Genomic DNA, 24,446 nt, shown 5'->3' with positions numbered 1-24,446 from the left:
TAATCGATAAACTTAGTCGAAAACAATATAATGCGGGTTATTTTTTCGCGGGTTCGGCACCGGCGGCGGTGGCACTTGCGGCTGGCGCGGCACCGGCGGCTGGCGCGGCACCCGCGGTCGGGGCGGCACCATCGGTCGGGGCAACCACGCCGGAAACGGCTTGTGCTTTTTCAGCGGCGATATCGGCATCAACATCCATGCCACGCGGCACGGCAATCGCGGCGATGGTGAAATCGCGGTCTTTGATAACCGGCTTCACGCCATCGGGCAGTTTAAAATGGCTGATTTTAATCGCTTGGCCCATTTTAAAGCTGGTCAAATCAACCTCGATAAATTTGGGAATAGCATGTGGTTTGCAATAAACCTCAACATCGTTGCGCACCACGGTCAGCACGCCGCCGTTTTTAATACCAACGCAAACATCGGCGTTTGAAAAACGCACCGGCACCATGATGCGGATAATCGAATCCCCCATCACCCGTTGAAAATCAATGTGGGTTGGCAATTCGTTCAGCAGGTTTAATTGAAAATCTTTAACCACGGCCTCTTGCTTTTTGCCATTGATGTCTAGCGTGAACAGGGTCGCCTTGATTTGCCCTCTGTGCAATTGTTTTAAAATTGAACGTGGGTCCAGCGCGACCAATTCGGGTTTGTCTTTACCGCCGTAAAGCACGCCCGGGACCATGCCCCGCGCCCGCACGGCACGCGCGCCGGCCGAGCCAGCTTTTTCGCGTAATGTAATGGTGATGTGGTTTATCGCGGCGTCGTCCGAGATTTTGTTGGTTGCCATGGTGTTTGCTCCTTCTTAAGCATTAAAATTATTTGGCGGATGGGGTAATGTTTTTTGCGGCGCGTTTTTTGCCGCGCCATGTTTTTTTGCGGTGATTTCTTATCAAGCTTTATTTTTTAAGAATAAAACGTGAGACCTCCAGAAGTGTCACAGAAACCACCAAAACCATCAACCCATCGTTATGTTATTTTTTGCATAGCCGAAACGAAGCCGCAATGCAAGCAACATGTTGCAAGTGCCGCGAATCACCTTATAAGATGTTATAAGAAAACCAAAATGCAAAAAACATTAAAAAACCGCACTATTTTTTGCCGCGATAATATCGAAGTTCTGCGTGGCATTGATTCCAACTCTATCGACCTTATTTACCTCGACCCGCCCTTTAATAAAAAACGGCATTTTCATGCGCCGATTGGCGGCCAGGCCGAGGGCGCAAGCTTTAAAGACACATGGTATGAAGAAGATACCAAGGAAGAATGGGTTGGCTTGATAGCCGATGAACAACCAGTGTTGCACGATTTTTTAAATGGCATAGAGAAGGTTGGTGATAAATCAAATAAATATTATTTGGTTTATATGGCCATTCGCTTATTAGAAATAAAAAGAATTTTGAAAGAAACCGGCAGTGTTTATTTGCATTGCGATACCACCATGAGCCATTTTTTGAAATTGTTAATGGATTGTATTTTTGATGATAAAAATTTTAGGAATGAGATTGTTTGGTGTTATACTGGCGGCGGTCGTTCGCAAAAAGATTTTGCCAATAAGCATGATATTATTTTAAGATATTCAAAATCAAACAACTATGTTTTTAATGATGATGATGTAAGAATACCCTACAATTTGGATATAACCAAGAGGACATCACCCAAAGCATGGGGGAGTCATGGTAGTGATAAAATTTACGCGCCGAATGAAAAGGGCAAAATACCTGAGGATTGGTGGGAGATTAGTCCAATAAATTCTCAATCAAAAGAACGAGTCGGTTACCCCACACAAAAACCCACGGCTTTATTGGAGCGAATTATTAAGGCGAGCAGTAACAAGGGAGGCCTTATTCTTGACCCATTTTGCGGTTGCGCCACCACCATGGTGGCGGCCGAAAAATTGGATAGGCAATGGATAGGAATCGATGTTTCATCGAAAGCCTTTGATTTGGTAAAAATCAGATTGAATAAGGAGGTGGCCGATAAGAGCGATTTGTTAAAAAGAGCAAATGAATTAATTTTTCGTGAAGATATTCCCGAACGCACCGACACGATTAAAAACCCAACTAAGAAAGTTGAAATCAAACATATTTTGTATGGTCGGCAAAAGGGGCGTTGTGTGGCCTGTGATATTTTATTTGACTTTCGTCACCTGACGCTTGACCATATTGTGCCAAGAAAAAAAGGCGGTGGCGATGGCCAAGAAAATCTGCAACTACTCTGCGGTTCGTGCAATAGCATGAAATCAGACAATGACATGCCAACCCTGATGAAAAAATTAAGGGCGTTGGATATTGTGAAATAAACCCCTTGTATATTTCTTACGAATCGGTATATTTCTGCTACGAATCATGTATAGTGATAAAATCAAGAACAACAAAATAAAAAATACGAAATACCCAAATGAAATTATCCATTGAAAAAGCCGCTCTGCAAACCGCCCTGTCGCGCGTCGGCAGTGCGATTGATAAAAAGGGCACGATAGCCATTTTAAGCAATATAAAAATGGTCGCCGAAAAATCCGGCCGCGCCATTTTCACCGCCACCGATTTGGATATTCAAATTGTGTCGGGGGTGGCGGCGTCGGTTGCAACCGCTGGTGAAATTACCCTGCCCGGTATCAAATTGCAAGAAATCGTCAGCAAAATGCCAGACGGCGCGGATATTGTCATGACGTTGAAAGACAACGGCATGCTCGATTTGGAAAATGGCAAAACCCGTTACCATATCAAAACCATGGCGGTGTCGGAATTTCCAAAACTGCCCGATGAAAAATCTTACCCTTACGAATTTTCGATGCTGGCCAGCGATTTGCAAAAACTGCTCGACCAAACAAAATTTTCAATATCGCAGGAGGAAACCCGTTATTACCTCAATGGCGTTTACATCCACACGACCGACGACAAGGCCTTAACCACCGTCTCGACCGATGGGCATCGTTTGGCCTTGGCATCAATTGCCGCGCCGAAAGGGGCCGAAAAATTAAAGGGCGTGATTATTCCCAAAAAGGCCGTGATGGAAATCACCCGCCTGCTGGGCGATGTCGATAACAAGGCCGAGGCCGAGGTTGCCCTGTCGATTGCCGACACCAAATTGAAACTCGACCTGGGTGGCACGGTGATTTCGACCAAATTGATTGACGGCAAATTCCCCGATTACCTGCGGGTTATTCCGCAAAAAAATGAAAAACATATCACTATCGACGGTAATATGTTCAAGGCCGCGGTCGACCGCGTTTCGGCCATTTCATCGGATAAGGTTCGCTCGGTTAAGTTAAAAATCACCAACAACAATTTGCAACTGACCGTGTCGTCGCAAGACCATGGCGACGCCGAGGAAGAACTTGGCGTCGATTACAAGGGCGATGAAATAACCCTTAACTTTAATTGCCGTTATTTGTTGGAATTGCTCGACGCCGCCGCCAGCGACAATTTGGTGATGGAGGCGCAGGATAGTTTCACGCCGGTGCTGTTTAAAAATAAAAACGACCCGGCGGTGCTTTACGTGCTGATGCCGCTGAGGATTTAGCTAGCTACAAAACCTCTACCCCAACCTTGATGGTTTGGCCGCTGGTTATTTTTTCTGCTTGGCGCACCTTGCCATTCAAAAGCAAAAAATAATTTTCATCAAGTAAAAATAGCGAGGTTTGCCATGAGCTATCGCCTATCGTTGCCTTTATTTTAAGCGAGCGAAAACCACGCCGCCGGTCTTGATAAACCATAAAAAATTCATCGGATAATTTTTTTGGCAAATTGATATAATGATAAACCCCCTTGCCATGTTGCCCGGCCATGACCTTGTTTGAAAAAAATTTTTGCGTCATCGGCTGGGGTGCTTAGGGCGATTTATTTACCAATACAAAAATTTTTAAAAATAACCCCCAACATGTCGTCGGGTGTGGTGTTGCCCAATAAAATATCCAATGGTTCAATGGCCAATTTTAATTCCTCGGCCGACATTTCAACCCCGGTGGCCAGGTAAGCCAATTCGGCATGCTGGATAGATTTCAACAACGCGCCGCGTTGCCGGTCGTTGGTGATGCCGCGCACCTCGCCGCCGGCCAATTGGTCGAGCGACGATTTCAATTTTTTAAAAAACTTTTCATGGCCAAGCTCGCTCTTGGTGGAAAAGGCAATATCCTCCTTGTTTAAAAAACCGCTTAGTTTTTTCTTCAGGTCGCTATCGTGAATGATGTCGGCCTTGTTCGCCAGCACGATATCGGTTTTTAATTTTTTTATTTTTATTTTTTCCATGTCGCGGCCTTCCAAAAAAATATCTTTCATAAAAATTCTGATGTCGGCAATTTCGGCTAAGTTTTCCGCCTTGGTGATGCCCAATTTTTCAACCTTGCTTTTGGCACGGCGCAGGCCAGCCGTGTCGTAAAACGAAACCTGGTAACCAAACATATCAAGATGCAGTTCGATAACATCGCGCGTTGTGCCGGCGGTGGCGGAAACAATTGCTACCTCGCGCTTCGCCAACATGTTGGCAAGCGATGATTTGCCCACGTTCGGCGCGCCAATAATCGCGATGGTAACACCATCGTGGCGCAATTCGGCGCGGTTGTCATCGGCCAATTTTTTTGCCGCCACTATCCATTCCGCTAACTTTTTTAAATTCTGCTCGGCCAGGTCTTGTGGAATATCCATCTCGTGAAAATCGATGAAGGTTTCAAAAAATGCTTTTAATTCTATCAACCGCGTGCGCATGGTTATCACCCATTCGCTCAACGACCCTTTATCGCCGCGCCATTGCGCCAGGGCGGTGACGCGTTGCGCCTCGGTCTCGGCCATGGCCAGGTCGTTTATGCCCTCGGCCTCGACCAAATTTAATTTGCCATGGCGAAAGGCGCGATAGGAAAATTCCCCGGGTTCGGCAACCCGCAAGCCATCAATTTTTAATAACCTTTTGGTCAGGGCCGATTTAATCGCGCGCGACCCATGGCATTGCAATTCGGCCATGTCTTCGCCGGTGTAAGAATGCGGCGCGGGAAAAAATAACATCAGGGCATTGTCGATAATGCCGCCATCAGCATCGCGCAGGTCGCATAATGTGGCGTGGCGCGGTTTGGGCAATTTGCCGGTTAATGTTTTCAGCGTGGTTTTCACCGCCGGCCCCGATAAACGAAACACCATTATTGCCGCGCGGCCGGCACCGGTGCTGTCGGCAAAAATTGTATCATTCAAACCATGGGCCATGGTTTTTGGTGTAGCAAAGACCGATGGCTATAATCAAGCCAATCAATCCATGCGGCGGCTGGCTTCTGCGCTCAATGGAATTACGGATGGAATCCCCGATGCCATATCCTTGGGCATTTTTCGCGGTTTGATGCGTGTCAATTCCTTGGCGATTTTTCGTTTTGCTAATCTCATATCCAAATCATTTTGCAATCGCAAAAAAAACCCCTCGCTCATGCTAAAATAACGGCATAGTCGCAGGTCGGTGTCGGCGGTCATGCCGCGGCGACCGCGCACAATATCGTTGATGCGGTTGGCCGGCACACCAATGAGCTTCGCCAATTGATTGCCCGATAGGTTTAATGGCTCCATAAATTCATCGAACAACAGCTCGCCAACATGGGGCAATGGAATATATTGGGGCGTGTGTTTTTTCATGATTATTATACGCTATACATACAATATACAGAAAAAAAAGGTGGACGTCAAGCCTTAAAAAAATACTCACCATTTAATGATAATCGATTATTTCCACATCATACAAATGATTATCTTCGCCCCATGAAAAACAAATACGATATTGGTCATTGATGCGGATAGAATAATGCCCTTGTCTATCCCCCGATAATTTTTCCAAACGATTACCGGGTGGATTTTTTAAATCCGTCAACGACCGCGTGTTGTCCATTATCAGCATTTTTTTGAATGCTTTGTTTGCTATATTTTCAGAAAATTTTTTTGAAAATTCACGAGCAAAAACCCTTGCGGTTTCCTTATCTTTAAAAGATTTAATCATAACAAGATTTTTACCTTAACCGCCCGCGTATAACAATAACTATAACTGCTTGCGGGAATCGCCTTATAATGATGGGCGGATGGTGCCGGATGAGGGAATTGAACCCCCGACCAACGGTTTACAAAACCGCTGCTCTACCCCTGAGCTAATCCGGCATTACCTTGCTTCAAGCAAAGTCCATATCAAATTTTCCCACTAAATTCTATAGCGCATATTATTTGATAAAAAAATTTCTCTGAAATTTTTTTATGGCGAAATAGCTTCGGTATCATCGTAAAACAATGCGCAAAAGGGATATGTCGATAGAGCAAAAAATTGCGCCAAAGCCTCCATTGCTTTAGCAAGGGAGGGATAAAAATACGAACACCGCGATAGCGGTGGAGATATTTTTTGGGTGGGTTCGCCAGCAAGATTTCTATAATAAAAAAGTTATAAGAATTTAAAGAAGCCAGCCTTGTTTTCTTCTCCCCCAACTTGGCTTGACAAACAGCTAAAACCGAAATGGCGAAAAGGGCAGGGCGTGGTCGGGCGCGCCGGTTAGTTCTTGAAATTTGCGCAGGGCGAAATGGTCGGTCATGCCGGCGATGTAATCTTTTATCGCCGTTAAGCGCGCGGCGGCGTCGCTGAATTTGGCGCGCCATTCCAAATCATTGTGGAGCGCATCGACCAGGGTGACAATGATTTTTTCCGCCGAACGCCGTTGGTCGTTTAACGCCGGCGCGGTGTAAAGATTATCCCACAAAAATTTTTTGATATTTTTGACCTTGGTCGTCATGCCGGGCGAAAAACCGGCGACCATTTGGTGGTGGTCGATAATCGCCTGCCACGATGGCGATTCCAATTGCGTGATATTGTTTAACGTGTGGTGATAAATATCGGTTACCATCGTGCTGATAAGTTTGCGCGTCAAGGCATTAACAATAATTTTTTCGTCCATATCGCTATTGTTATTTTTTGTGTCGATGTCGTGGGTTACGTCCTGCAACAACGCGCGAAGGGTCGGCTCGCGCTTAATATCATCCAGCGTCAACAACCCGGCGCGAAAACCATCGTCGATGTCGTGTGCGTTATAGGCAATGTCGTCGCAAAAATTGGCCAATTGCCCCTCCAGCCCTGGTTGGCTGGCCAGGGCGCGTGGCCCCAACCATGTTGCCAATACCTGCACCATCGGCGGGGTGGCGGGGGTGATGGTGGTAAATGGTCCATTGTGTTTGGCGATGTTTAGCAACGTCTGGTCGGTCAGGTTGAGGCCTTGGAAATGCGGGTAGCGGCTTTCGGTTACCATCAAACAACGCAGTGCCTGGTCATTATGGTCAAAACCAAAATCGCCGCCGCCAATTTTTTTTAGTGCCTTATGGAGCGCGTCCTCCCCAACATGGCCAAACGGCGGGTGGCCAATATCGTGGGCCAGGGCGATGGCCTCGCTCAAATCCTCGTCCAACCCGAACAACCGCGCCAGGCTACGCGTCAGGGTGGCAACCTCCAAACTATGGGTCAGGCGCGTGCGGTAATGGTCGCCGCGCGGCGCGATAAAAACTTGGGTTTTATGTTTCAGGCGGCGAAAACTAATGGCGTGGATAACGCGGTCGCGGTCCTTTTGAAATGCCGAACGGTGCGTCAAATAAAAATAATTCATTTCATCGCGGTTATCGCGTTGCCGCTTGACCATTGCCATCGGGGTGGCCAGCGGGCTTAGGGTCAGGCGGTAAAATGGGTATTGCTGTTGGTCGGTCATTTTTTGCTAGGTTGCGCTATTTGCCTACATTTTTTAGGCCATATTTTTGGTCTTGGGTAGTGGTAAGAATGGCGCAATTGTTCTATAGCTATTGTTATAAATTGTTGGTCATAAAAAATCAAAAGAAAAGAGGCAGTCGTAACATGACAAACGTAGACGGATTAAAAAACGTGTTAAACAAGGGCAAGGATATTTTACGTGCCGAGGGGCAGGCCCTGCTCAGACTGGCCGATGAATTGCCCGATGATTTTTCCGCCGCGGTGGCGGCCATGGTTAAGGCGGCCGATGGCGGTGGCCGCGTGATTGTTTCGGGGGTTGGTAAATCGGGGCATGTTGGGCGAAAAATATCCTCAACCTTGTCATCGATTGGTTGCCCAAGTTTTTTTATCCACCCGACCGAGGCCAGCCATGGCGATTTGGGCATGATGCAACGCGGCGACCTGTTAATCGCCATTTCCAATTCGGGGGAAACGCCGGAATTATTTAATATCTTACAATTTTGCAAAACCCACCATATTACTATCGTCGCCCTCACGGCCAAATCGGCATCGCACCTTGGCCAATTGGCCGATGTTGTCTTGCCGCTGGGGGCGGAGGCGGAGGCTGGGTTATTGTCCCTGGCCCCGACGACATCGACCATCAAGACAATGGGGCTGGGCGATGCCCTGGCCATGGGTTTTTTGGAATTAAAGGGTTTTTCTGAGGAGCAATTTCGCAACCTGCACCCGGGCGGCGCGCTTGGCGCGTATCTTGGAAAAAAACTTTCGACCGCCGCCGATGTAATGCACCACGGGGGCGATGTGCCGCTGGTCGATGATAATTTGCTGATGAAGGAAGCGATATTGCAAATGGCGCAAAAACGTTTCGGCGTGATTGGCGTGGTGGATAAGGCGCGGCACCTGGTCGGCATTATCACCGATGGCGATTTGCGCCGCGCGCTGGATAAAAACGGCGACAATGGTTTTATGAATCTAAAGGTCGGGGCGGTGATGAACCAAACGCCGTTGGTGTGCCGCGCAACCAGTTTGTTGCCGGCCATTTTGGCGGTGATGAATGACAAGCAATTTCAGGTAATGTTTGTTGTCGCCGCGCAAGATAGCGACCATGGCAAATCCGGCGGTCAACGCCCGCCGGTGTCGCCGCTGGAAAAAAATGACAAGGCGGTTGGTATTATTCACATTCATGATATTTTAAGGGTGTAAGCAATAAGGTCATGTGGCGCGGTTGGAAAGATTTACTCAAAGATTTTTTTGCGGGTTTTAAGCAAACGCGTTTTTGGCAACATAAATTGGCAATGGTGGCGATAGCCGCCGCGATGTTTGTCTTGGTGATTTTTTACACCGGCTTTCGCGCCGCGGTGATGACCATTTTTTCCTATATCCCCAGCACCACCAGCATCGACACCACCAACATTGGCACCGGCGGCATGGCGGTCGAAAATGGCACCTTTAGCGACGAATTTCAAGACGGCCGGGTATTGGAAATAAAAAGCAAATCAAGCCAAAGCGATAGAAACAACAGCGATATTGTTTTTATGCAAAACATCAGTGGTCGGCTGTTGCGCCCGCCGCCAGACCCAAACAACCCGACGAAGCCGGCGGTTGGCATAAACGCCATGACGCCGAGCAATATGTTGACGCCCGATGAGCTGATGAATTTCACCACCAGCACCGGCGTGCTGACGATTAGCAAAAACACCCTGTTGCTGACCAAGGCGGTTGAGGCGAACCTAGCGAATGGGTTAAACATAAAAACCACCAAACTGCTGATGAATTTTAAAAACGGCGGCATGACCGGCGATGAAGCAATCACCGGCGTTGGCCCGCGCGAAACATTTTCCGGCCAGGGGATTATTATCGAAAACCAAGGTAACGATATAACCCTGACCGGTAACAGCACCATGACGATTTTTGCCCGCCCAGCCCTAAACAACCCGAAATAAAATAATGAAAATAAGAAAAAACCTTTTGCTGGCATTCACCATCGGTTGTTATGGCTTGTGGTTACTGGCTAGTCCTTCGTTGGTTGCCCGCGCCATGGCACAGGCGTTGGCGCAGGATAACCCAAGCAACAGCGCAGCAAACAATAGTGGCTACAGCGATGATATCAACCTGTCGGGCAGTGATGGCATAAAATGGAACAGGGCAACCAATAACATCATCGCCCGTGGCAATAGCCAATTGACGCGCCAAGGCTTCATGTTAAAAAGCCAAGGGCAATTGATGGTGATGTTTAAAAAAATACCAGCCACCAATAAAAATCAAATCGACAAAATAACCGCTGTCACCATGGCCGAGCTTATCACCGATAAATTAAACGGCATGGCCGGACAAATCGAGTTGCAATTCATGCCCGACCCAATAAAAATGAATGGCGAGGTTGTCAAAACCATCAGTTTTTTGACCCAGGTGGTGTTGGTGACAAAAAAAAACACCGCTAACAATGCCGCAACCGATAAGGCTGCCACCAATATGATATTATATGCCGACAAGGCGGTTGGTTACCGCAATAAGCAAAGCCAGATAAAAGTCAGCCAGCCGGTGCCGCGCGATATTGCCAAAAACCCCTTCGCCGAGTTGCAGGCAAGCGGCGCGGTAAAAATCAGCGAGCAACAATTTGATGCCAAGGGACAGCGATTCATATGGTTTTTTGACGACGCCATCGGTTGGTTTTACGCGCCAACCGTGGTCGTGACCACGGCGGGCAAGGGGGCGAACAGCGGCAACAACACCATCTATGCCAACCAATTGTTGGAATATAACCAAGCCGCCAATTGGGCGCGGGCGACGCATGGCGTCAAGGTCATTACCAAAAAAAATGAAATTATCACCGGTCAACATGGTTATTATTTTCCGGCCAAACAACAATTTATTGTCTGTGGCCAGGTTATTATCCGCCGCCTGAACGCCAAGGGCAAGGAGGAAACGATAGAGGGGCAATGCGCCAACAGCGATTTTAAAACCGGCATCAGCACTATCGAGGGGAAAAATATTGAAAAGGAAATGTTGGCGATAGTCGGGCAAGATGCGATTTTGGCCAGCCAACCCGCGAAGGATGGCACGGGCGCACCGGCCTTAAAGAAACTTAATAATAATCCGCTTGATAGACGGGGGCGGGTGCGTGCTATTATAGACCTTAATTAATTTTTTTTAAAAACCATGAAACAATACCCAAGCAAATTATTCGGCACCGACGGCATTCGCGGCACCGCCAACGACACGGTTATCACGCCATCGGTTATCACCCGCGTGGCGCAATTGGCTGGGCATTTGGCGCGCGATGGTGCGCTTCATGGTGCGGGTTCTGCAACTGGCCAACAAAGCCAGCGCAAAAACAAAGACGACCTGCACCGCGTGGTGATAGCCAAGGACACGCGTCTTTCGGGTTACATGTTGGAACCGGCCCTGACCGCGGGTTTTGTCTCGGTCGGCATGGACGTGCTGTTGGTCGGCCCGATTCCGACCCCGGGGCTTGCCATGTTGACGCAATCGATGCGCGCCGATTTGGGGGTTATGATTTCGGCCTCGCACAATCTTTACCAAGACAATGGGATTAAATTATTCGGGCCCGATGGTTATAAAATTTCGGAGGCGATGGAGCGGCGCATCGAAGAATTGATGAACAGCGATATTAACACCAACGTGCCATCGTCGAAATTGGGTCGCGCCATGCGCATCGACGACGCCATGGGGCGTTACATCGAATTTGTTAAAAATAGTTTCCCCAAGGATAAAAGCTTGGAAGGTTTAAAAATCGTTATCGATTGTGCCCATGGTGCGGCCTATAAAATTGCCCCGACCGTGCTTCGCGAATTGGGGGCGGTGGTTATCCCCCTTGCGGTCCAACCCAACGGGTTGAACATTAACGACGATTGCGGCAGTTTGCACCCGGCGCGGTTGATTGCCGCGGTTAAGCAGAACAAGGCCGATTTGGGCATCGCGCTGGATGGCGACGCCGACCGGTTGTTGATGATTGACGAACAGGGCGCGGAATTAAACGGCGATAAAATTTTGGCGATAATCGCCCACCATTGGCAAACCACCGGCAAATTGACCGGCGGGGTGGTGGGCACGGTGATGAGCAACCTAGGGCTGGAGGAATATATTTCCTCCCTCGGGGTGGATTTTGCACGGGTCGCGGTGGGCGATAAAAACATCATCCAAAAAATTCGCGGCCATGATAATAATGGAAACGGCAATGATAATGATGCGGGCGATTTCGTCATTGGCGCCGAACCATCGGGGCATATTGTCATGAAAAATTACGGCACAACCGGTGATGGGTTGATGGCCGCGTTGCAGGTTTTATACGCCATGATAGACGACGAAAAACCATTGTCAGAGCTTCAGCATCTATACCGCAGTGTCGCCGAAAAAACGATTAATTTTAGATTAAAGCCCGAGGTCGACGGCCAACGTTTGATGGCCGGCGATGATATAAAACCCTTGATGGCCGAGGTGCAAAATTCCATCGAAAAAATTCGCGGCCTGTTTTTATTGCGCCCATCGGGCACGGAAAAATCTATCTTGCGCTTGACGGTGCAACTTCACGACGGGGCAAAAATTAATGAGGTCGTAACAAAAATGCAAACCGGCCTCGCCCCCTACCTTGTCACATGATACATATTATCATCTTGGGTGCCGGTGGCCGCATGGGCCAGTTGCTGGTGGCGGCGGCGCAGGATAAAAACATCGTCGGCGATGCCGCAACCTTAACCGCCGCGGTGGTGCGCCGTGGCAGTGATTTGGCGGGCAAAGCAATCGCACAAAAAAATGCCAATAAGATAATTTTTACCGATGATGCGGCGGACGCCATCACTAATGCCGCCGCAAATAATAACAAAAAATTATTGGTGATTGATTTTTCGACCCCATCGGCCGTGGTGCAACATGCGCAATTGGCGGCACAACATGGCGCGGGTTATTTATGCGGCGTTACCGGATTGGGGGAGGCGGCGGTGGCGGCGATAAAAACCCTGTCGGCAAAAACCCCCACCATGTTGTCGGCCAACACCAGCCTTGGTGTTGCGGGGCTGGCGCGCATCGCCGGCCTGGCGGCTGGTTTTTTTACCAATTACCGCCTTACCATAAGCGAGACGCATCACGTTCATAAAAAGGATAAACCATCTGGCACCGCGCTAATGCTTGGCCGTGTTATGGAACAACATAACCCGACGATAAAAATAAATTATGAATCAAAACGCGAGGGCGAGGTCATCGGCGACCACAGCATTGTTTTTGACGGCGAGGATGATGTCATCACCCTAAGCCACCATGCCAAGGACCGCAAGATGTTCGCGGTTGGCGCGGTGCGGGCCGGCCTGTGGCTGTGCCAACAAGCCCCCGGTTTTTACACCATCGACGATTTTTTAAAAAAATAAATTATTTGGCGCAATTTTTTTTTTGCGTCAGGGCAAAAAAAAGCCCCCTCGAAGATAACTATCTTGAGAGGGCTAAAACAGATGATCCCATTTAAACAATTAAATCATTGTTATTTTATGTTATTTATTAAAACTGGTTTTTAAAATCAACTTTAATAAATCGTCTTGTTATGCTGGCAAACGTTTTTGCCACAAGAACATGATGCCTAAGTATTTCATGATTACCTGCCTTTCTGCTTTTATACTTTATCAACGGTGCTTGATACAACTTAACGCCTCTCCTCGCTTTTCAAATCTATTGGCCTAACCAATATCTTCGAAAAGCGCGTTTACCCTCTTTATCTTTAGGTAAAGAGGCTATTTGCTTTCACGAACCCTAATAACTTAGCTTACCCCTCATATAGTCTATTTTTTTATAAAAGTCAATAGGCTGAGGCGATATAACGCGGTTTAAGGTGGTTTATGGCGGTGGGATTAGCGATAAAACGCGCTAAAAAGCGGCAAAAAGGTGAGGGGATAATACAATGATGGGTATATATGCTTGCCAATAATTATTTGCAAAACCCATGATAGCATGTTATAAGGTCAGTGTTTCCCGCCCTAAACATTTTCCACCTTACCTTTATTTTTACGCCCCGTTTCATTTAATCTCATGTCATTATTAAAACGCAAAGCAGGAAAACTGCAAGCAACGGCAAAATTAAATCACACCACCAGTTATCGATTGGGGTTTTTGCGCGGCGTTGCGGTTAGCTTATCTATTTTATTGGTGCTGATTTTAACCCCGGTGGTGGCGCTGTTGGCATTTAAACCCGCGCCATCGGTTGCGCAACAAGCATCTGATAACACGGGCAAGGGCGACAACGGTCAATTTTACGACATGGTGTCGGTGTTTAGCGAGGTTTTTAATCGCGTCCGTTCTGATTATGTCGAACAAATCTCGGCAACCGACTTGGTGGAAAAGGCGATTGACGGCATGTTGGCGCGGCTTGATCCCTATTCGGCCTATTTTAATGAACGAGATTTCAAAGCCTTTAACGAACAAAGCAGTGGCCAATTTGGCGGCTTGGGGATGGAGGTCGCCGCCGACCCCTCTGGCTATGTTAAAATTGTCGCGCCGATAGACGACACGCCGGCCGCCCGCGCCGGCCTGAAATCGGGTGATTTCATTATGAAGGTCGATGGCAAACCGGTACAGGGCAAAAACATAGACGAGGTGGTGCGCCAAATGCGCGGCGCGCCCGGCACAACGGTCAATGTTACCTTTATTCGCCAGGGCTTGCCCGAACCCTTTACCCTGTCGCTGAAGCGCGAAAAAATTGTTGTCCAATCGGTTAAGGGCGAATTGAAACCCGGCGGCTTGGGTTATGTCCGCATGACAGGCTTCACCGAACAAACCGCGCCGGGCGTGACAAAAATTTTTAACGACCTCAAGGCAAAAAATGGCGGCGTCATGCCAAAGGGTTTTGTCCTTGACCTGCGCAACAACCCGGGCGGCTTGCTCGACCAGGCGATTACCCTCAGCGATGATTTCTTAAACCAGGGCGAAATTGTTTCCATCCGTGGCCGCGACAAAAGCAGTGAACGCCGTTTCCTTGCCACCCCGGGCGATATTTCTGGCGGCGCGCAATTGGTGGTGTTGGTGAATGGCGGGTCGGCTTCGGCCTCCGAAATTTTTGCCGGCGCGATGCAAGACCAAAAACGCGCCGTTGTCATGGGGACAACCAGTTTTGGCAAGGGGTTGGTGCAATCGGTGTATCCATTATCGAAATCTGGCACCGCGATGAAATTGACCACGCAAAAATATTACACGCCGTCCGGTAAATCGATTCAGGGGGTTGGTATCAAACCAGATATCGATGTTAAGGAACCGGTCGAATTGGTAAACCCGGCCGACCAAAAACCTGGCGACCTGCCGAAAAAAGACCCGCAACTTGATGCCGCCTTGGCAAAGTTAAAAAACCTCGTCAAGAGCGCGGGCAAATAATTTTCTGCTTCAGAAATCTTTGCAGGAAATTTCTTAATGTTGAGGGTGGGTTGGGGCAATCACCTTATTATCAAATATCATCGCCAAATTATTTTATAATCGAATCTGTTATATGGATGCCCAACAATGCTTGACAACAACACCCTCCCGCATGACGTCGCCGATAAAAATGGCAACCCTCAACATGATGGTCAGGCTTATCGGCTTGGGGTTGGCATCATGTTGTTTAATCGCGATGGCTTGATATTCGCCGGTGAACGTAAAAACGTCGCCAAGGCCTGGCAAATGCCGCAGGGCGGTATCGACGATGGTGAAACCCCCGACGCGGCGATGCGTCGCGAATTGCATGAAGAAACCGGCATCGCCGCGCCTCAGGTAAAAATTATTTCGCAGAGCAAGGATTGGCTGGTTTATGATTTGCCGCCCGCCGTTCGCCAAGAATTGTGGAATGGTAAATACGCCGGTCAAAAACAACGCTGGTATCTGTGCCAATTTATTGGCGAGGATTCGCAGGTTAATTTGCAAGCCCACAACCCGCCGGAATTTCTTACCTGGCGGTGGTGTCGGCCCGATGAATTGTTGCGGTCGATTGTCGATTTTAAGCAACAACTTTATCAAAATCTTTTAACCGAATTTTTGCCGCAAATAAAAAATATAATTGGCTAGGGGGTTTTTATGTTGGTCGCCACGTGGAATGTCAATTCGATTCGCTTGCGGATTCCGCAGCTCAAGAATTTTTTAAAAAGCCACCAGCCAGATTTCATCGCCCTGCAAGAAACCAAGGTGCAGGACCACGAATTCCCGATGGCCGATTTGCAAGCCCTGGGTTACCCCTATATTTTATTCAAGGGACAAAAAAGTTACAATGGCGTGGCGTTGTTGTCAAAATACCCGATGACGCCCGGGCCGACCGCCAATTTTGGCGGCATGGGCGATTCGCGCCATATCAGTTGCATGTTGCCAAATGGCGGCGTGCTTCATAATTTTTACGTGCCGGCCGGTGGCGACGTGCCCGACTTAATGCAAAATAAAAAATACGCCCACAAAATAAATTTTCTGCAAGATATGAAAAAAATCTTGACCGATGTTCATGCCCCCGACCAACCGATTATCGTCGTCGGCGATATCAACATTGCGCCACGCGAAAACGATGTTTGGAGTCATAAGCCGATGCTGAAAGTTGTTTGCCACACGCCGCTGGAAACCGAAAACCTCGGCGCGGTGATGGGCGCGCTTGGCGTGTTCGATTGCGCGCGGCATTTTGTGCCCGATGATAAAAAACTTTATAGCTGGTGGAGCTATCGCAACCATGAGATTAGCGAGGCCTCGCGCGGCCTGCGGCTTGACCATATTTGGTTGCGCGAACGGCATAGGGATAGATTGAAAAGCTGTGTGCATCTTGCTAAGCAACGATTGGAAGACAAACCATCCGACCATGTGGTGGTGATGGCGGAATTCGATTGGTAAAAAATAATTATTAAAAAAATTTGCGAAATAAAAAAAAAATGAAAAACCCCAGCAACCCAAAAAAATACATGGTGATGGCCATGACCTTGCCGATGGTCGCAGAACCGGTCGACGCCGATAACCCACACCCGCCGCTGACCAGTCAATTGTTATTTGGCGAAATGGTGAGTATTTTGGCGGAGGATAAAGGTTGGGCCAAGGTCGCCGGCGTTGATGGTTACGAAGGTTACGTGTTGCGCCAAGCCCTGACCGACCACGAACAATGGTTGCGCGGCGATGAATATATTCTGGCGCGCAACATGGCGACCATTTATTTTGATGCCGATATTAAATCGACGCCGTTGCAAATGTTGTTTTACCCGGCGCGGGTGCGGGTGGTGGCGAAAAAAGAAAAAGACAAAAGAAATTTTGTGGAATTGGCAAGCGGCGGTTACGTGCTGGCCAATCATTTACGGCCGGTTAATGACAAGCAATCTGCATTGGCGGTGGCGCGGATGATGCTGGGCGCGCCATACCTGTGGGGTGGGCGCAGTTTTGCCGGCACCGATTGTTCGGGGTTGACGCAAATGGCTTACGCCTCGGCCGGCATTGCCCTGCCGCGCGACAGCGGGTTGCAATTTGATTTTTTAAAAACGCCCATCGACGAAAAAAATCGCCAAGCCGGTGATTTGGTTTTTTGGGCCGGCCATGTCGCCATGATGTTGGACAATGACAGCATTATCCATTCATCGGCCAACCCAAATGACATGATGGTAACCATCGACAATTACACCGAAACCCGCGCGCGTCTTGAAAAAGACGGCACGGCATTTCGCGGCATCAAACGGGCTTAACGATTTTCTTTGGCTATTTTATCAAGGTAAGGGGCAAGAACATTTTCTGCAAGAAATTGGCTACCAGCCTGTGAAAGATGATGCCAATCTGAATATAGAAGAATACCCTGCGGAGAGAAAGCACTGCAAATTCTTTCTGGGCAAAAAGCGGGTGTAGGGTCAATAATTGTTACATTGTTACTCTTCTCGATTGATGAAATGGCGGCAAAATTATGGTCTGCCAAAAAACTACAATCAACCATTGAGCTTTTATTATAAGGCGGTCGTGAAGTGATACAATTTCTAGGATCGTTGCGCAGAGTAGGATAATGCGCAATTAGGTAAACCTTTTTATTGTCTTGGATTAGATGTTTAATTAACAATCGAGGGGAAGGGTCGCGGTCGACGTCATGGTCAAAAAAAGGATAATCAGTAATAAAGATATTTTTAATATCTTTCTTGTTATGCAATATATCTAATATTTTTTTCATTGACGAATCACAGATATTTTTTTCATTGCTAGTCAATGATGGTCTATAAGGAGGCAAGATACCCTGAACGCATGTATTATTGCTTCCTTTAATATAGATGTCATTAGTTATAAAAAAAGTATTAATATTTTTTTTGGCTAAGTAATTTGCCACCCCATCATACGTAGCAAAAGCATGAGAATGACCTAATAAAGCCACAGTGGTCTTGCTATGCATGTTGTTAAATTTACAATAATAGCTATTGCCATTGTTTGCATTAACGTTGTTATAAAATTTTATTCCAACATAGTCCAAACATGCTTGGTCCACCCTGCGGTTATCGTCGCTAAAAAAATAGTGTAATTGATAGAGGTTGCCACTATTTTTAGTTATTGCTGGTGTAAATTTATATAAAATGATGGAGGCTATAGATATTACGGCCATTATAATGGCAAGCATCATGGTTTTTGACTTTTGACTTTTGCCTGACCTTATTTTTTTCTCGATATATTGATAGGTTATATAAGATAATAAAAATGCGACGACTATAGCCGCAATTTTATATAACAATGTCATAATATTATTTAGAAGGTAGATACTTTCTGTCGGAAAAATATGTAATAGGTACAGCATGGTCGTGCTATACTTTAAATCAAAGTTACTAGTTAAGATGGTCATATAAGACAAGATAGGCCAATGCCAAAGGTAAAGCGGGTAGCTGATAAGACCGATGGAGGTAAAGAATTTGTGACTCAATATCTTATTGGCGGCACCACGACCAGCAATAAGCATTGCGCCACCCAAAACGGGAAGCACCGCACTGATGCCCGGGTGCCCCCCCCCCCCCCGAACTAACCCATGTGGTAACGCGCTTACTAGGATAATAGTAATACCAGCCAAGGACATGATATTAGCGATAAAATCATTGTTAATAAGGTGCTTATTTTTTTTCTGTAGGGATAAATAAGATAAAATAGCACCCGTTAGAATTTCCCAAAATCTTGTGAGCGGTGAGTAGAAATCTGCGGTGAGATTATGTTTGTATTCCCATATATTAAATCCAAAGGAGGCAATCCAAAGAATTACGAGCGCTACCAATAAATCAACCTTTCTTTTGTATAACAAAAACAATAGGCAAGGAAAAATAATATAAAATTGTTCTTCAATGGCAAGACTCCATAAATGGAGCAATGGTTTGGTATTGGCGGAATTATCAAAATAACCGACTTCATTCCAGAAAAAGAAATTTGATATAAAAGCTGTGCCGCCGAAAGCATGCTTTGCCAGCTGTTTGTATTCATAGGGAAATAAATAAAAATAGCCAAAAACCAGCACCGCGATTAAAACAATAATCAGCGCAGGAAATATCCTCCTTACGCGACGGCTGTAAAATTCAACAAAGCTGAAATTATTATTGTTCAATCCTTGCAGAATAATGCCAGTGATTAAAAAACCAGATATAACGAAAAAAACATCAACCCCGATAAAACCATTTCTGATGATATAGGGAAATGCGTGAAAGCCAACAACCAACAACACCGCAATGGCGCGCAAGCCATCAATGTCTGCGCGGTATGCGGTCTTATTGCTCATAAAACGAGCATTAAAACAAAGCTAATTAGCTTTCAACATGTTTTCCATCTCTTATATTGATTAAAAATTTATCGCTACATAACATCAAAAATTAACCACGGTTATTTGCCGGTGTCGGGTTGGTTGGCCGCGCTGATAAAATCCAATGGCAATGATTTTTTACCACGTCCCTTACCGCCGGCTTTTTTATCGGTCGTCTTACCCTTGCCCTTGCTGTAATTGATGATATATGGCTCCAAACTTTTTGGCGGCAAATCGACGAATTCCAAATCGACTTTGTAAATATCTTCGATTTCGTTTAACTTGTCGCGTTTGGTGGCGCGCAAATCTTTTGCCAATTCCGATGGCACCTCGGCGACAATTTTGCCCGCGCCTTTTTCTTGCACCAAATTAAATACCTCGCGCAGGAACTGCAGGCTGTAATATTCGGGGCGGAATGTTTTTCCCGTGCCATGGCAATGGGGGCAATCCTGCATCACGGTTTCGGTGATGCTGGGGCGCAAACGTTGGCGTGTCATTTCCAACATGCCAAACATGCCGATACGGCCGATTTGCACGCGGGCGCGGTCTTGGCGCAATTGGTCGCGGAAAAATTTTTCCACTTGATAGATATTGCGGTTGTTTTCCATGTCGATAAAATCGATAACGATTTGCCCCGACAGGTCGCGCAGGCGCAGTTGACGCGCGACCTCGGCCGCGGCCTCCATGTTGGTGCGCAGGGCGGTTTCCTCGATATTGCGTTCGCGAATCGCCTTGCCAGAGTTCACATCGATCGCCACCAAGGCCTCGGTTTGGTTTATCACCAACATCCCACCCGACCGCAATGGCACATATGGTTCGTAAATACTTTGGATTTCATATTCGATGTCGGCGAAATTAAACAAGCTTTTATTTTTATGGTCGCGCGCCAAGTATTTTTTTAACTTGTCGGTTTCCTCGGGGGCAATCGCCTTCATGGTTTCCATCGCCACGTCGAACGCCTCCGCGCCCTCTATCCAAATTTCATCGATATTGCTGTTGTTATAATTGCGGATGGCTTTTTTGACCAGCGACCCTTCGTCATAAATCAACAATGGAGCCTCGGATGAGACGGTCAATTCGCGAATCTGGTCCCAAAGCTTCAGCACGTAATCGTAATCGGCTTTGATTTCATCTTCGTTGCGGTCGGCACCGGCGGTGCGAATGATAAGCCCCATGCCCTGCGGCACGCTGAGAGAGCGCATCACGTTGCGCAAATGGTCGCGCTCGGCGAGGCTGATTTTGCGCGAAATGCCGCCGCCCTTGGTGGCGTTTGGCATGACAACGCAATAACGCCCGGCCAACGAAAGGTAAGAGGTCATGGCCGCGCCCTTTTGGCCGCGTTCGTCCTTCACCACTTGGACCAAAATCACTTGGCCTTTTTTAATGACCTCCTGAATTTTATAGCGACGGCGTTTGACAAAACGCGACATGCGCGAGCGGTCGATATCGCCGCCATCGATGTCATTATCATTATCATTATAGGGATTGCCATCTTCGTCCAATGGTTCGTCACCATCGACATCATTGATGTCAGGTGAGTTATCGCCAGCTTGGTAATCGTCATCATTATCACGACCCGCTTGGTCGGGCGCGGTGCCTTGATTATTATTGTCATCATTGCGATTCATTTGGCGGTCATCACCCTGGCGCGCGTCTTGCGATTCGGCGTCGGCCGCATTGGCGTCGTATGGCGCGTCGTTCGTATCGATTGGCGGCAGGTTGTTTAAATCATCGATAACATCCGATTCATAACGCGGCGCGCGGTAACCAGCGGCGTTTTCTTGCCGCGATTCTTGGCGCGATTCTTGGCGCGATTCTTGGCGCGATTCTTGGCGATTGCCCGAACGATTGTCATTTCGATTGTCGGCGCGACGCGATGATTGACGACGCGGCGCGTCGCCGCGGTCATCGTTAGCTTGGTTGTTATCACGTTGGTCGCCATCTTGGCCTTGGTTGTCCTGGTCGTCGCCGGCGTTGTAATTGTCGTTGTTATCAAATTGTTGTTCGTCGTCGCGGCGATAACCACGGCGGCCACGGTAACCATCGCGGTTATCGCGTGGTTGGCGTTCGCGGGTTTGTTCTTGATACAAATCCTCCATCAGGGCTTTTTTATCGGCCGCCGGAATGCGGTAATAATCGGGGTGAATTTCGGTCAAGGATAAAAACCCATGGCGTTCGCGCCCGTAATCAACGAAGCAAGCCTGAAGCGAGGGTTCGACCCGCGTCACCTTGGCAAGGTAGATATTGCCCTTTAACGTTTTGTTGTTTGATATTTCTTGGTCGTAGTTTTGTAACTGGCTACCTTCCACGATGGCAAGTCGGGTTTGCTCGGGGTAGGCGGCGTCGATAAGAATTTTGTTGGTTGGTTTGTTCATGTTTTTTCTCCATTGAATAATAATGACGGGACGCAGTCAAATTCAATTGGCCGGCCATCGTCAGTTTGTCTGTCCTATAGTTTTTATTGGTCAATAAATTGATCAAAAGTTGACCCAGCCCAATAAACCGGCTGGCGTTATCAATAACAAAACCCATCAATGTCGCGCGCGCATGACGCCCGGCCGCAATACCCAAGGTCGGGTATGCAACGGCAACCGTTGACGCTGAATTATTAATGGTGTTGTTCACGATAAAAATTATTTTTTGTAAAGTTTTGTTATTGATAAATGGTAATATAATTCGCTTGCTTCCGTTTTTTTCTTACGCCTTTGCATCAAAACCGGTTTTTGTAACCCTTGCCGCTGTTGTTTGGGCGTTGGGTTATTTTGCCTTAATTTTGGTGGGCGTTATAAAATAAAATCTCCGTTTCGTTGTTTATATTGTTGTTTGCATTTTAGGGGTTGTTTTTTTTATAAGTTCTGTTGAAAAATTCACCATCAAACTTAAAAAATTTGTATAAAATCTCTAAAATAAGATGAAACTATCGTAACCCATACCAAAGCGATTGTCAAGTGGCTTGTTACGGGGCGGCTTGTTGGTGACGGGTTTTGGCCTTTTGATTAACAAGCCCTATAGGTTTTTTTTACGAAAAGAATCGAAAAAGAGTGATTGACAGAAACCCGAAAAATAGGATAGGGCGAGCTAGGGAACAGAATAAAGGACAAATACGTATAAATTAATCAAATAAACCTGGGGAGGAAAAAGACATGGCTGGCGACGAATTAGACCTGAATACACTGGACGATAAAGAATTAACCGAGCAAATGTGGGATGACCTTTACGATGGTCTGGCCGATGAAATTGTTGACGGCACCAATATCTTGCTGAAACGCGGTTGGGCACCATATGATGTGCTGACCAAGGCATTGGTCGAGGGGATGCGAATCGTCGGGGTTGATTTCCGCGATGGCATTTTGTTCGTGCCCGAGGTCTTGATGTCGGCCAATTCGATGAAGGCCGGGATGAATATCCTGCGCCCATTGTTGGCCGCCACTGGCGCGCCAAAACAGGGCAAGATGGTGATTGGCACCGTCAAGGGTGATATTCACGATATTGGCAAGAACCTGGTTGGCATGATGATGGAAGGCGCCGGTTTTGACGTGGTCGATATTGGTATCAACAACCCGGTTGAAAATTATTTGGAGGCCCTGGAGAAAAACGACGCTGATATTCTTGGCATGTCGGCCCTGCTTACCACGACCATGCCATACATGAAGGTGGTGGTCGATACCCTGAAAGAAAAAGGTCTGCGCGATAAATATGTCGTGTTGGTGGGTGGTGCGCCGTTGAACGAAGAATTTGCAAAATCGGTTGGGGCAGACGCCTATTGCCGCGACGCCGCGGTGGCGGTTGAAACCGCCAAGGAATGGATGGCGCGACGCCATAATCAAAAATAAGCTTGAGGGTGAGGGTTTATGCCAAAGATAACGGTTTCCACGATGGTGGCCGGGACAATAGAAAAAGTTTGGCAAGCCTACATCACGCCGGACGACATTACTCAGTGGAATGCGGCAAGCCAGGATTGGCATTGCCCGCGTGCCGAGGTTGATTTAAAGGTCGGCGGCAAGTTTTCGTCGCGTATGGAAAGCAAAGATGACAGCTCGCAGGGTTTTGATTTTGCTGGCACCTACACCAAGGTTGTTCCGCAACAGATGATTCAATATGAATTTGGCGGTCGCTATGCCGATGTTACCTTTGAACCAAAGGGAAGCGAGGTGCTGGTGACGGTTTCCTTTGACCCCGAAACCATTCATAGCCATGAGATGCAACGCGGCGGGTGGCAGGCGATTTTGGATAATTTTAAAAACCACGTATCTAAAAAATAAAAGATAGTGATGTTGTTATTATGGTTTTATTGACTTAATTGCCATAAAATGTTATAGATGATGACATCAGTGAGCAATTATTGATAAGTCCCTTTAGTGGGTTTTGCCCCTGCCGATAATATCGGCAGGGGTTATTTTTTTGATTGTTTCACTATGGGTAAACTTCCTGTATTATTTTGCAAAGAACGTCATATTTTAATGTGTGATTTCAATGCCGTGTCATCTATAAGCAATAGTAGTATAAAAATTAATTCTCTTGAGTCGCAATTTCAGTCTTTTATACACCCTGAAATTTGGAAAGACAGACCAGTCATTATTTTATTCGCCCATGCGAGAATGAGTGCAGCGGTTGTTATTCCCTTAACTTCTAAAATTCCTCAGATAGACACAGATAAATTTATTCATATTCCAAAATATAATTTATGCGGCTTGCTTAACAAAAAAGAAAGCTGGGCATTATGCGATATGCCGATGACGGTTAGCTTTTCTAGATTAACGCAAGTTTATAGTGGCGATAAAAAGATGCCATTGGTTAATCTGCATAGCACGGATGCAAAATTGGAGATGATTTACTTTAATCAAATAAAAGAAAAAATAAAAAATATTTTTTCTCTATAGACTTATTATAAAATTAAAGTCCAAACAGGCAAGGTCAAAGATAGCAATCGTCATTTATTCTTGCCGCCACTAATAAAATAACGCGCCGTTAAAAAACATATTGCAGGCCGATATCAAACGCGCCATACCAA

At 47.0% G+C, this 24,446-nt stretch carries 22 protein-coding genes and 1 tRNA gene; 14 read left to right on the top strand and 9 right to left on the bottom strand.

From position 1 onward, the window contains the following. Positions 1–37: 37 nt before the first annotated feature. A complete protein-coding gene (locus QM529_03970) occupies positions 38–790 on the bottom strand; it encodes a 50S ribosomal protein L25/general stress protein Ctc (GenBank protein ID MDI9313819.1) in 753 nt (250 codons plus the stop codon). A gap of 276 nt (positions 791–1,066) precedes the next feature. Between QM529_03970 and QM529_03965 the strand changes: the two genes are divergently transcribed. Together QM529_03965 and dnaN are read left to right on the top strand one after the other, a co-directional pair. Continuing rightward, positions 1,067–2,302, top strand: a complete 1,236-nt coding sequence (locus tag QM529_03965; GenBank protein ID MDI9313818.1) for a DNA methyltransferase — start codon at positions 1,067–1,069, stop codon at positions 2,300–2,302. A gap of 98 nt (positions 2,303–2,400) precedes the next feature. Next, complete coding sequence (dnaN, locus tag QM529_03960) at positions 2,401–3,525, top strand: DNA polymerase III subunit beta (GenBank protein ID MDI9313817.1); 1,125 nt, start codon at positions 2,401–2,403, stop codon at positions 3,523–3,525. Positions 3,526–3,529: 4 nt separating this feature from the next. Here dnaN and QM529_03955 read toward each other — a convergent pair whose 3' ends face one another. The 6 genes from QM529_03955 to dgt all read right to left on the bottom strand — a co-directional run bounded on the left by QM529_03955 (position 3,530) and on the right by dgt (position 7,705). After that, positions 3,530–3,820: a DUF1905 domain-containing protein gene (locus tag QM529_03955; GenBank protein ID MDI9313816.1), complete on the bottom strand. Its 291-nt coding sequence runs from the start codon at positions 3,818–3,820 to the stop codon at positions 3,530–3,532. Positions 3,821–3,842: 22 nt separating this feature from the next. Further along, positions 3,843–5,195, bottom strand: coding sequence for a tRNA uridine-5-carboxymethylaminomethyl(34) synthesis GTPase MnmE (mnmE, locus tag QM529_03950; protein MDI9313815.1), 1,353 nt, complete (start codon positions 5,193–5,195; stop codon positions 3,843–3,845). Between the two features lie 42 nt (positions 5,196–5,237). After that, on the bottom strand, positions 5,238–5,612 hold the full coding sequence (locus QM529_03945; protein ID MDI9313814.1) for a HigA family addiction module antitoxin: 375 nt from the start codon (positions 5,610–5,612) through the stop codon (positions 5,238–5,240). A gap of 73 nt (positions 5,613–5,685) precedes the next feature. Beyond that, the gene (locus QM529_03940) at positions 5,686–5,970 is read right to left on the bottom strand and encodes a type II toxin-antitoxin system RelE/ParE family toxin (protein MDI9313813.1); all 285 of its coding nucleotides are present in this window, start codon (positions 5,968–5,970) and stop codon (positions 5,686–5,688) included. An 80-nt stretch (positions 5,971–6,050) separates the two neighbouring features. After that, a tRNA-Thr gene (locus tag QM529_03935) sits at positions 6,051–6,125 on the bottom strand. A 335-nt stretch (positions 6,126–6,460) separates the two neighbouring features. Next, the gene (dgt, locus tag QM529_03930) at positions 6,461–7,705 is read right to left on the bottom strand and encodes a dNTP triphosphohydrolase (GenBank protein MDI9313812.1); all 1,245 of its coding nucleotides are present in this window, start codon (positions 7,703–7,705) and stop codon (positions 6,461–6,463) included. Positions 7,706–7,848: 143 nt separating this feature from the next. Here dgt and QM529_03925 point away from each other — a divergent pair, with 143 nt between their 5' ends. The 9 genes from QM529_03925 to QM529_03885 all read left to right on the top strand — a co-directional run bounded on the left by QM529_03925 (position 7,849) and on the right by QM529_03885 (position 17,372). After that, entirely contained in the window at positions 7,849–8,907 is a 1,059-nt protein-coding gene (locus tag QM529_03925; protein ID MDI9313811.1) for a KpsF/GutQ family sugar-phosphate isomerase, read from the top strand. 11 nt (positions 8,908–8,918) lie between these two features. Beyond that, the gene (locus tag QM529_03920) at positions 8,919–9,647 is read left to right on the top strand and encodes a hypothetical protein (protein MDI9313810.1); all 729 of its coding nucleotides are present in this window, start codon (positions 8,919–8,921) and stop codon (positions 9,645–9,647) included. Positions 9,648–9,651: 4 nt separating this feature from the next. After that, positions 9,652–10,848 (top strand): hypothetical protein, encoded by a 1,197-nt coding sequence (locus QM529_03915; protein MDI9313809.1) that lies wholly within the window; start codon positions 9,652–9,654, stop codon positions 10,846–10,848. 15 nt (positions 10,849–10,863) lie between these two features. After that, entirely contained in the window at positions 10,864–12,324 is a 1,461-nt protein-coding gene (gene glmM / locus QM529_03910) for a phosphoglucosamine mutase (GenBank protein MDI9313808.1), read from the top strand. Beyond that, on the top strand, positions 12,321–13,085 hold the full coding sequence (locus tag QM529_03905; protein MDI9313807.1) for a dihydrodipicolinate reductase C-terminal domain-containing protein: 765 nt from the start codon (positions 12,321–12,323) through the stop codon (positions 13,083–13,085). Before glmM ends, QM529_03905 begins: the two co-directional genes overlap by 4 nt. A gap of 652 nt (positions 13,086–13,737) precedes the next feature. Next, positions 13,738–15,072, top strand: coding sequence for a S41 family peptidase (locus QM529_03900; protein ID MDI9313806.1), 1,335 nt, complete (start codon positions 13,738–13,740; stop codon positions 15,070–15,072). Positions 15,073–15,198: 126 nt separating this feature from the next. After that, positions 15,199–15,738, top strand: coding sequence for an RNA pyrophosphohydrolase (locus QM529_03895; protein MDI9313805.1), 540 nt, complete (start codon positions 15,199–15,201; stop codon positions 15,736–15,738). Between the two features lie 9 nt (positions 15,739–15,747). Then, complete coding sequence (gene xth / locus QM529_03890) at positions 15,748–16,539, top strand: exodeoxyribonuclease III (protein ID MDI9313804.1); 792 nt, start codon at positions 15,748–15,750, stop codon at positions 16,537–16,539. A gap of 38 nt (positions 16,540–16,577) precedes the next feature. Next, positions 16,578–17,372, top strand: a complete 795-nt coding sequence (locus QM529_03885) for a C40 family peptidase (GenBank protein MDI9313803.1) — start codon at positions 16,578–16,580, stop codon at positions 17,370–17,372. On the opposite strand, the gene QM529_03880 is transcribed toward QM529_03885, so the two are convergent. Beyond that, on the bottom strand, positions 17,369–19,414 hold the full coding sequence (locus QM529_03880) for an acyltransferase family protein (GenBank protein MDI9313802.1): 2,046 nt from the start codon (positions 19,412–19,414) through the stop codon (positions 17,369–17,371). The two genes, QM529_03885 and QM529_03880, sit on opposite strands and share 4 nt — an antisense overlap. A gap of 101 nt (positions 19,415–19,515) precedes the next feature. Beyond that, complete coding sequence (locus QM529_03875; GenBank protein ID MDI9313801.1) at positions 19,516–21,810, bottom strand: Rne/Rng family ribonuclease; 2,295 nt, start codon at positions 21,808–21,810, stop codon at positions 19,516–19,518. Positions 21,811–22,578: 768 nt separating this feature from the next. Between QM529_03875 and QM529_03870 the strand changes: the two genes are divergently transcribed. The 3 genes from QM529_03870 (at position 22,579) to QM529_03860 (ending at position 24,315) form a co-directional block, all read left to right on the top strand. Continuing rightward, on the top strand, positions 22,579–23,268 hold the full coding sequence (locus QM529_03870) for a B12-binding domain-containing protein (GenBank protein MDI9313800.1): 690 nt from the start codon (positions 22,579–22,581) through the stop codon (positions 23,266–23,268). Between the two features lie 18 nt (positions 23,269–23,286). Next, positions 23,287–23,697 (top strand): SRPBCC domain-containing protein, encoded by a 411-nt coding sequence (locus tag QM529_03865; protein ID MDI9313799.1) that lies wholly within the window; start codon positions 23,287–23,289, stop codon positions 23,695–23,697. A gap of 96 nt (positions 23,698–23,793) precedes the next feature. Then, positions 23,794–24,315: a type II toxin-antitoxin system PemK/MazF family toxin gene (locus tag QM529_03860; GenBank protein MDI9313798.1), complete on the top strand. Its 522-nt coding sequence runs from the start codon at positions 23,794–23,796 to the stop codon at positions 24,313–24,315. Positions 24,316–24,446: the final 131 nt, after the last annotated feature.

The organism is Hydrotalea sp. (assembly GCA_030054115.1).
Classification (GTDB): Bacteria; Pseudomonadota; Alphaproteobacteria; order JASGCL01; family JASGCL01; genus JASGCL01.
The sequence above is the reverse complement of the archived record's forward strand: the minus strand, read 5'-3'. Positions and strand labels throughout refer to the sequence as shown.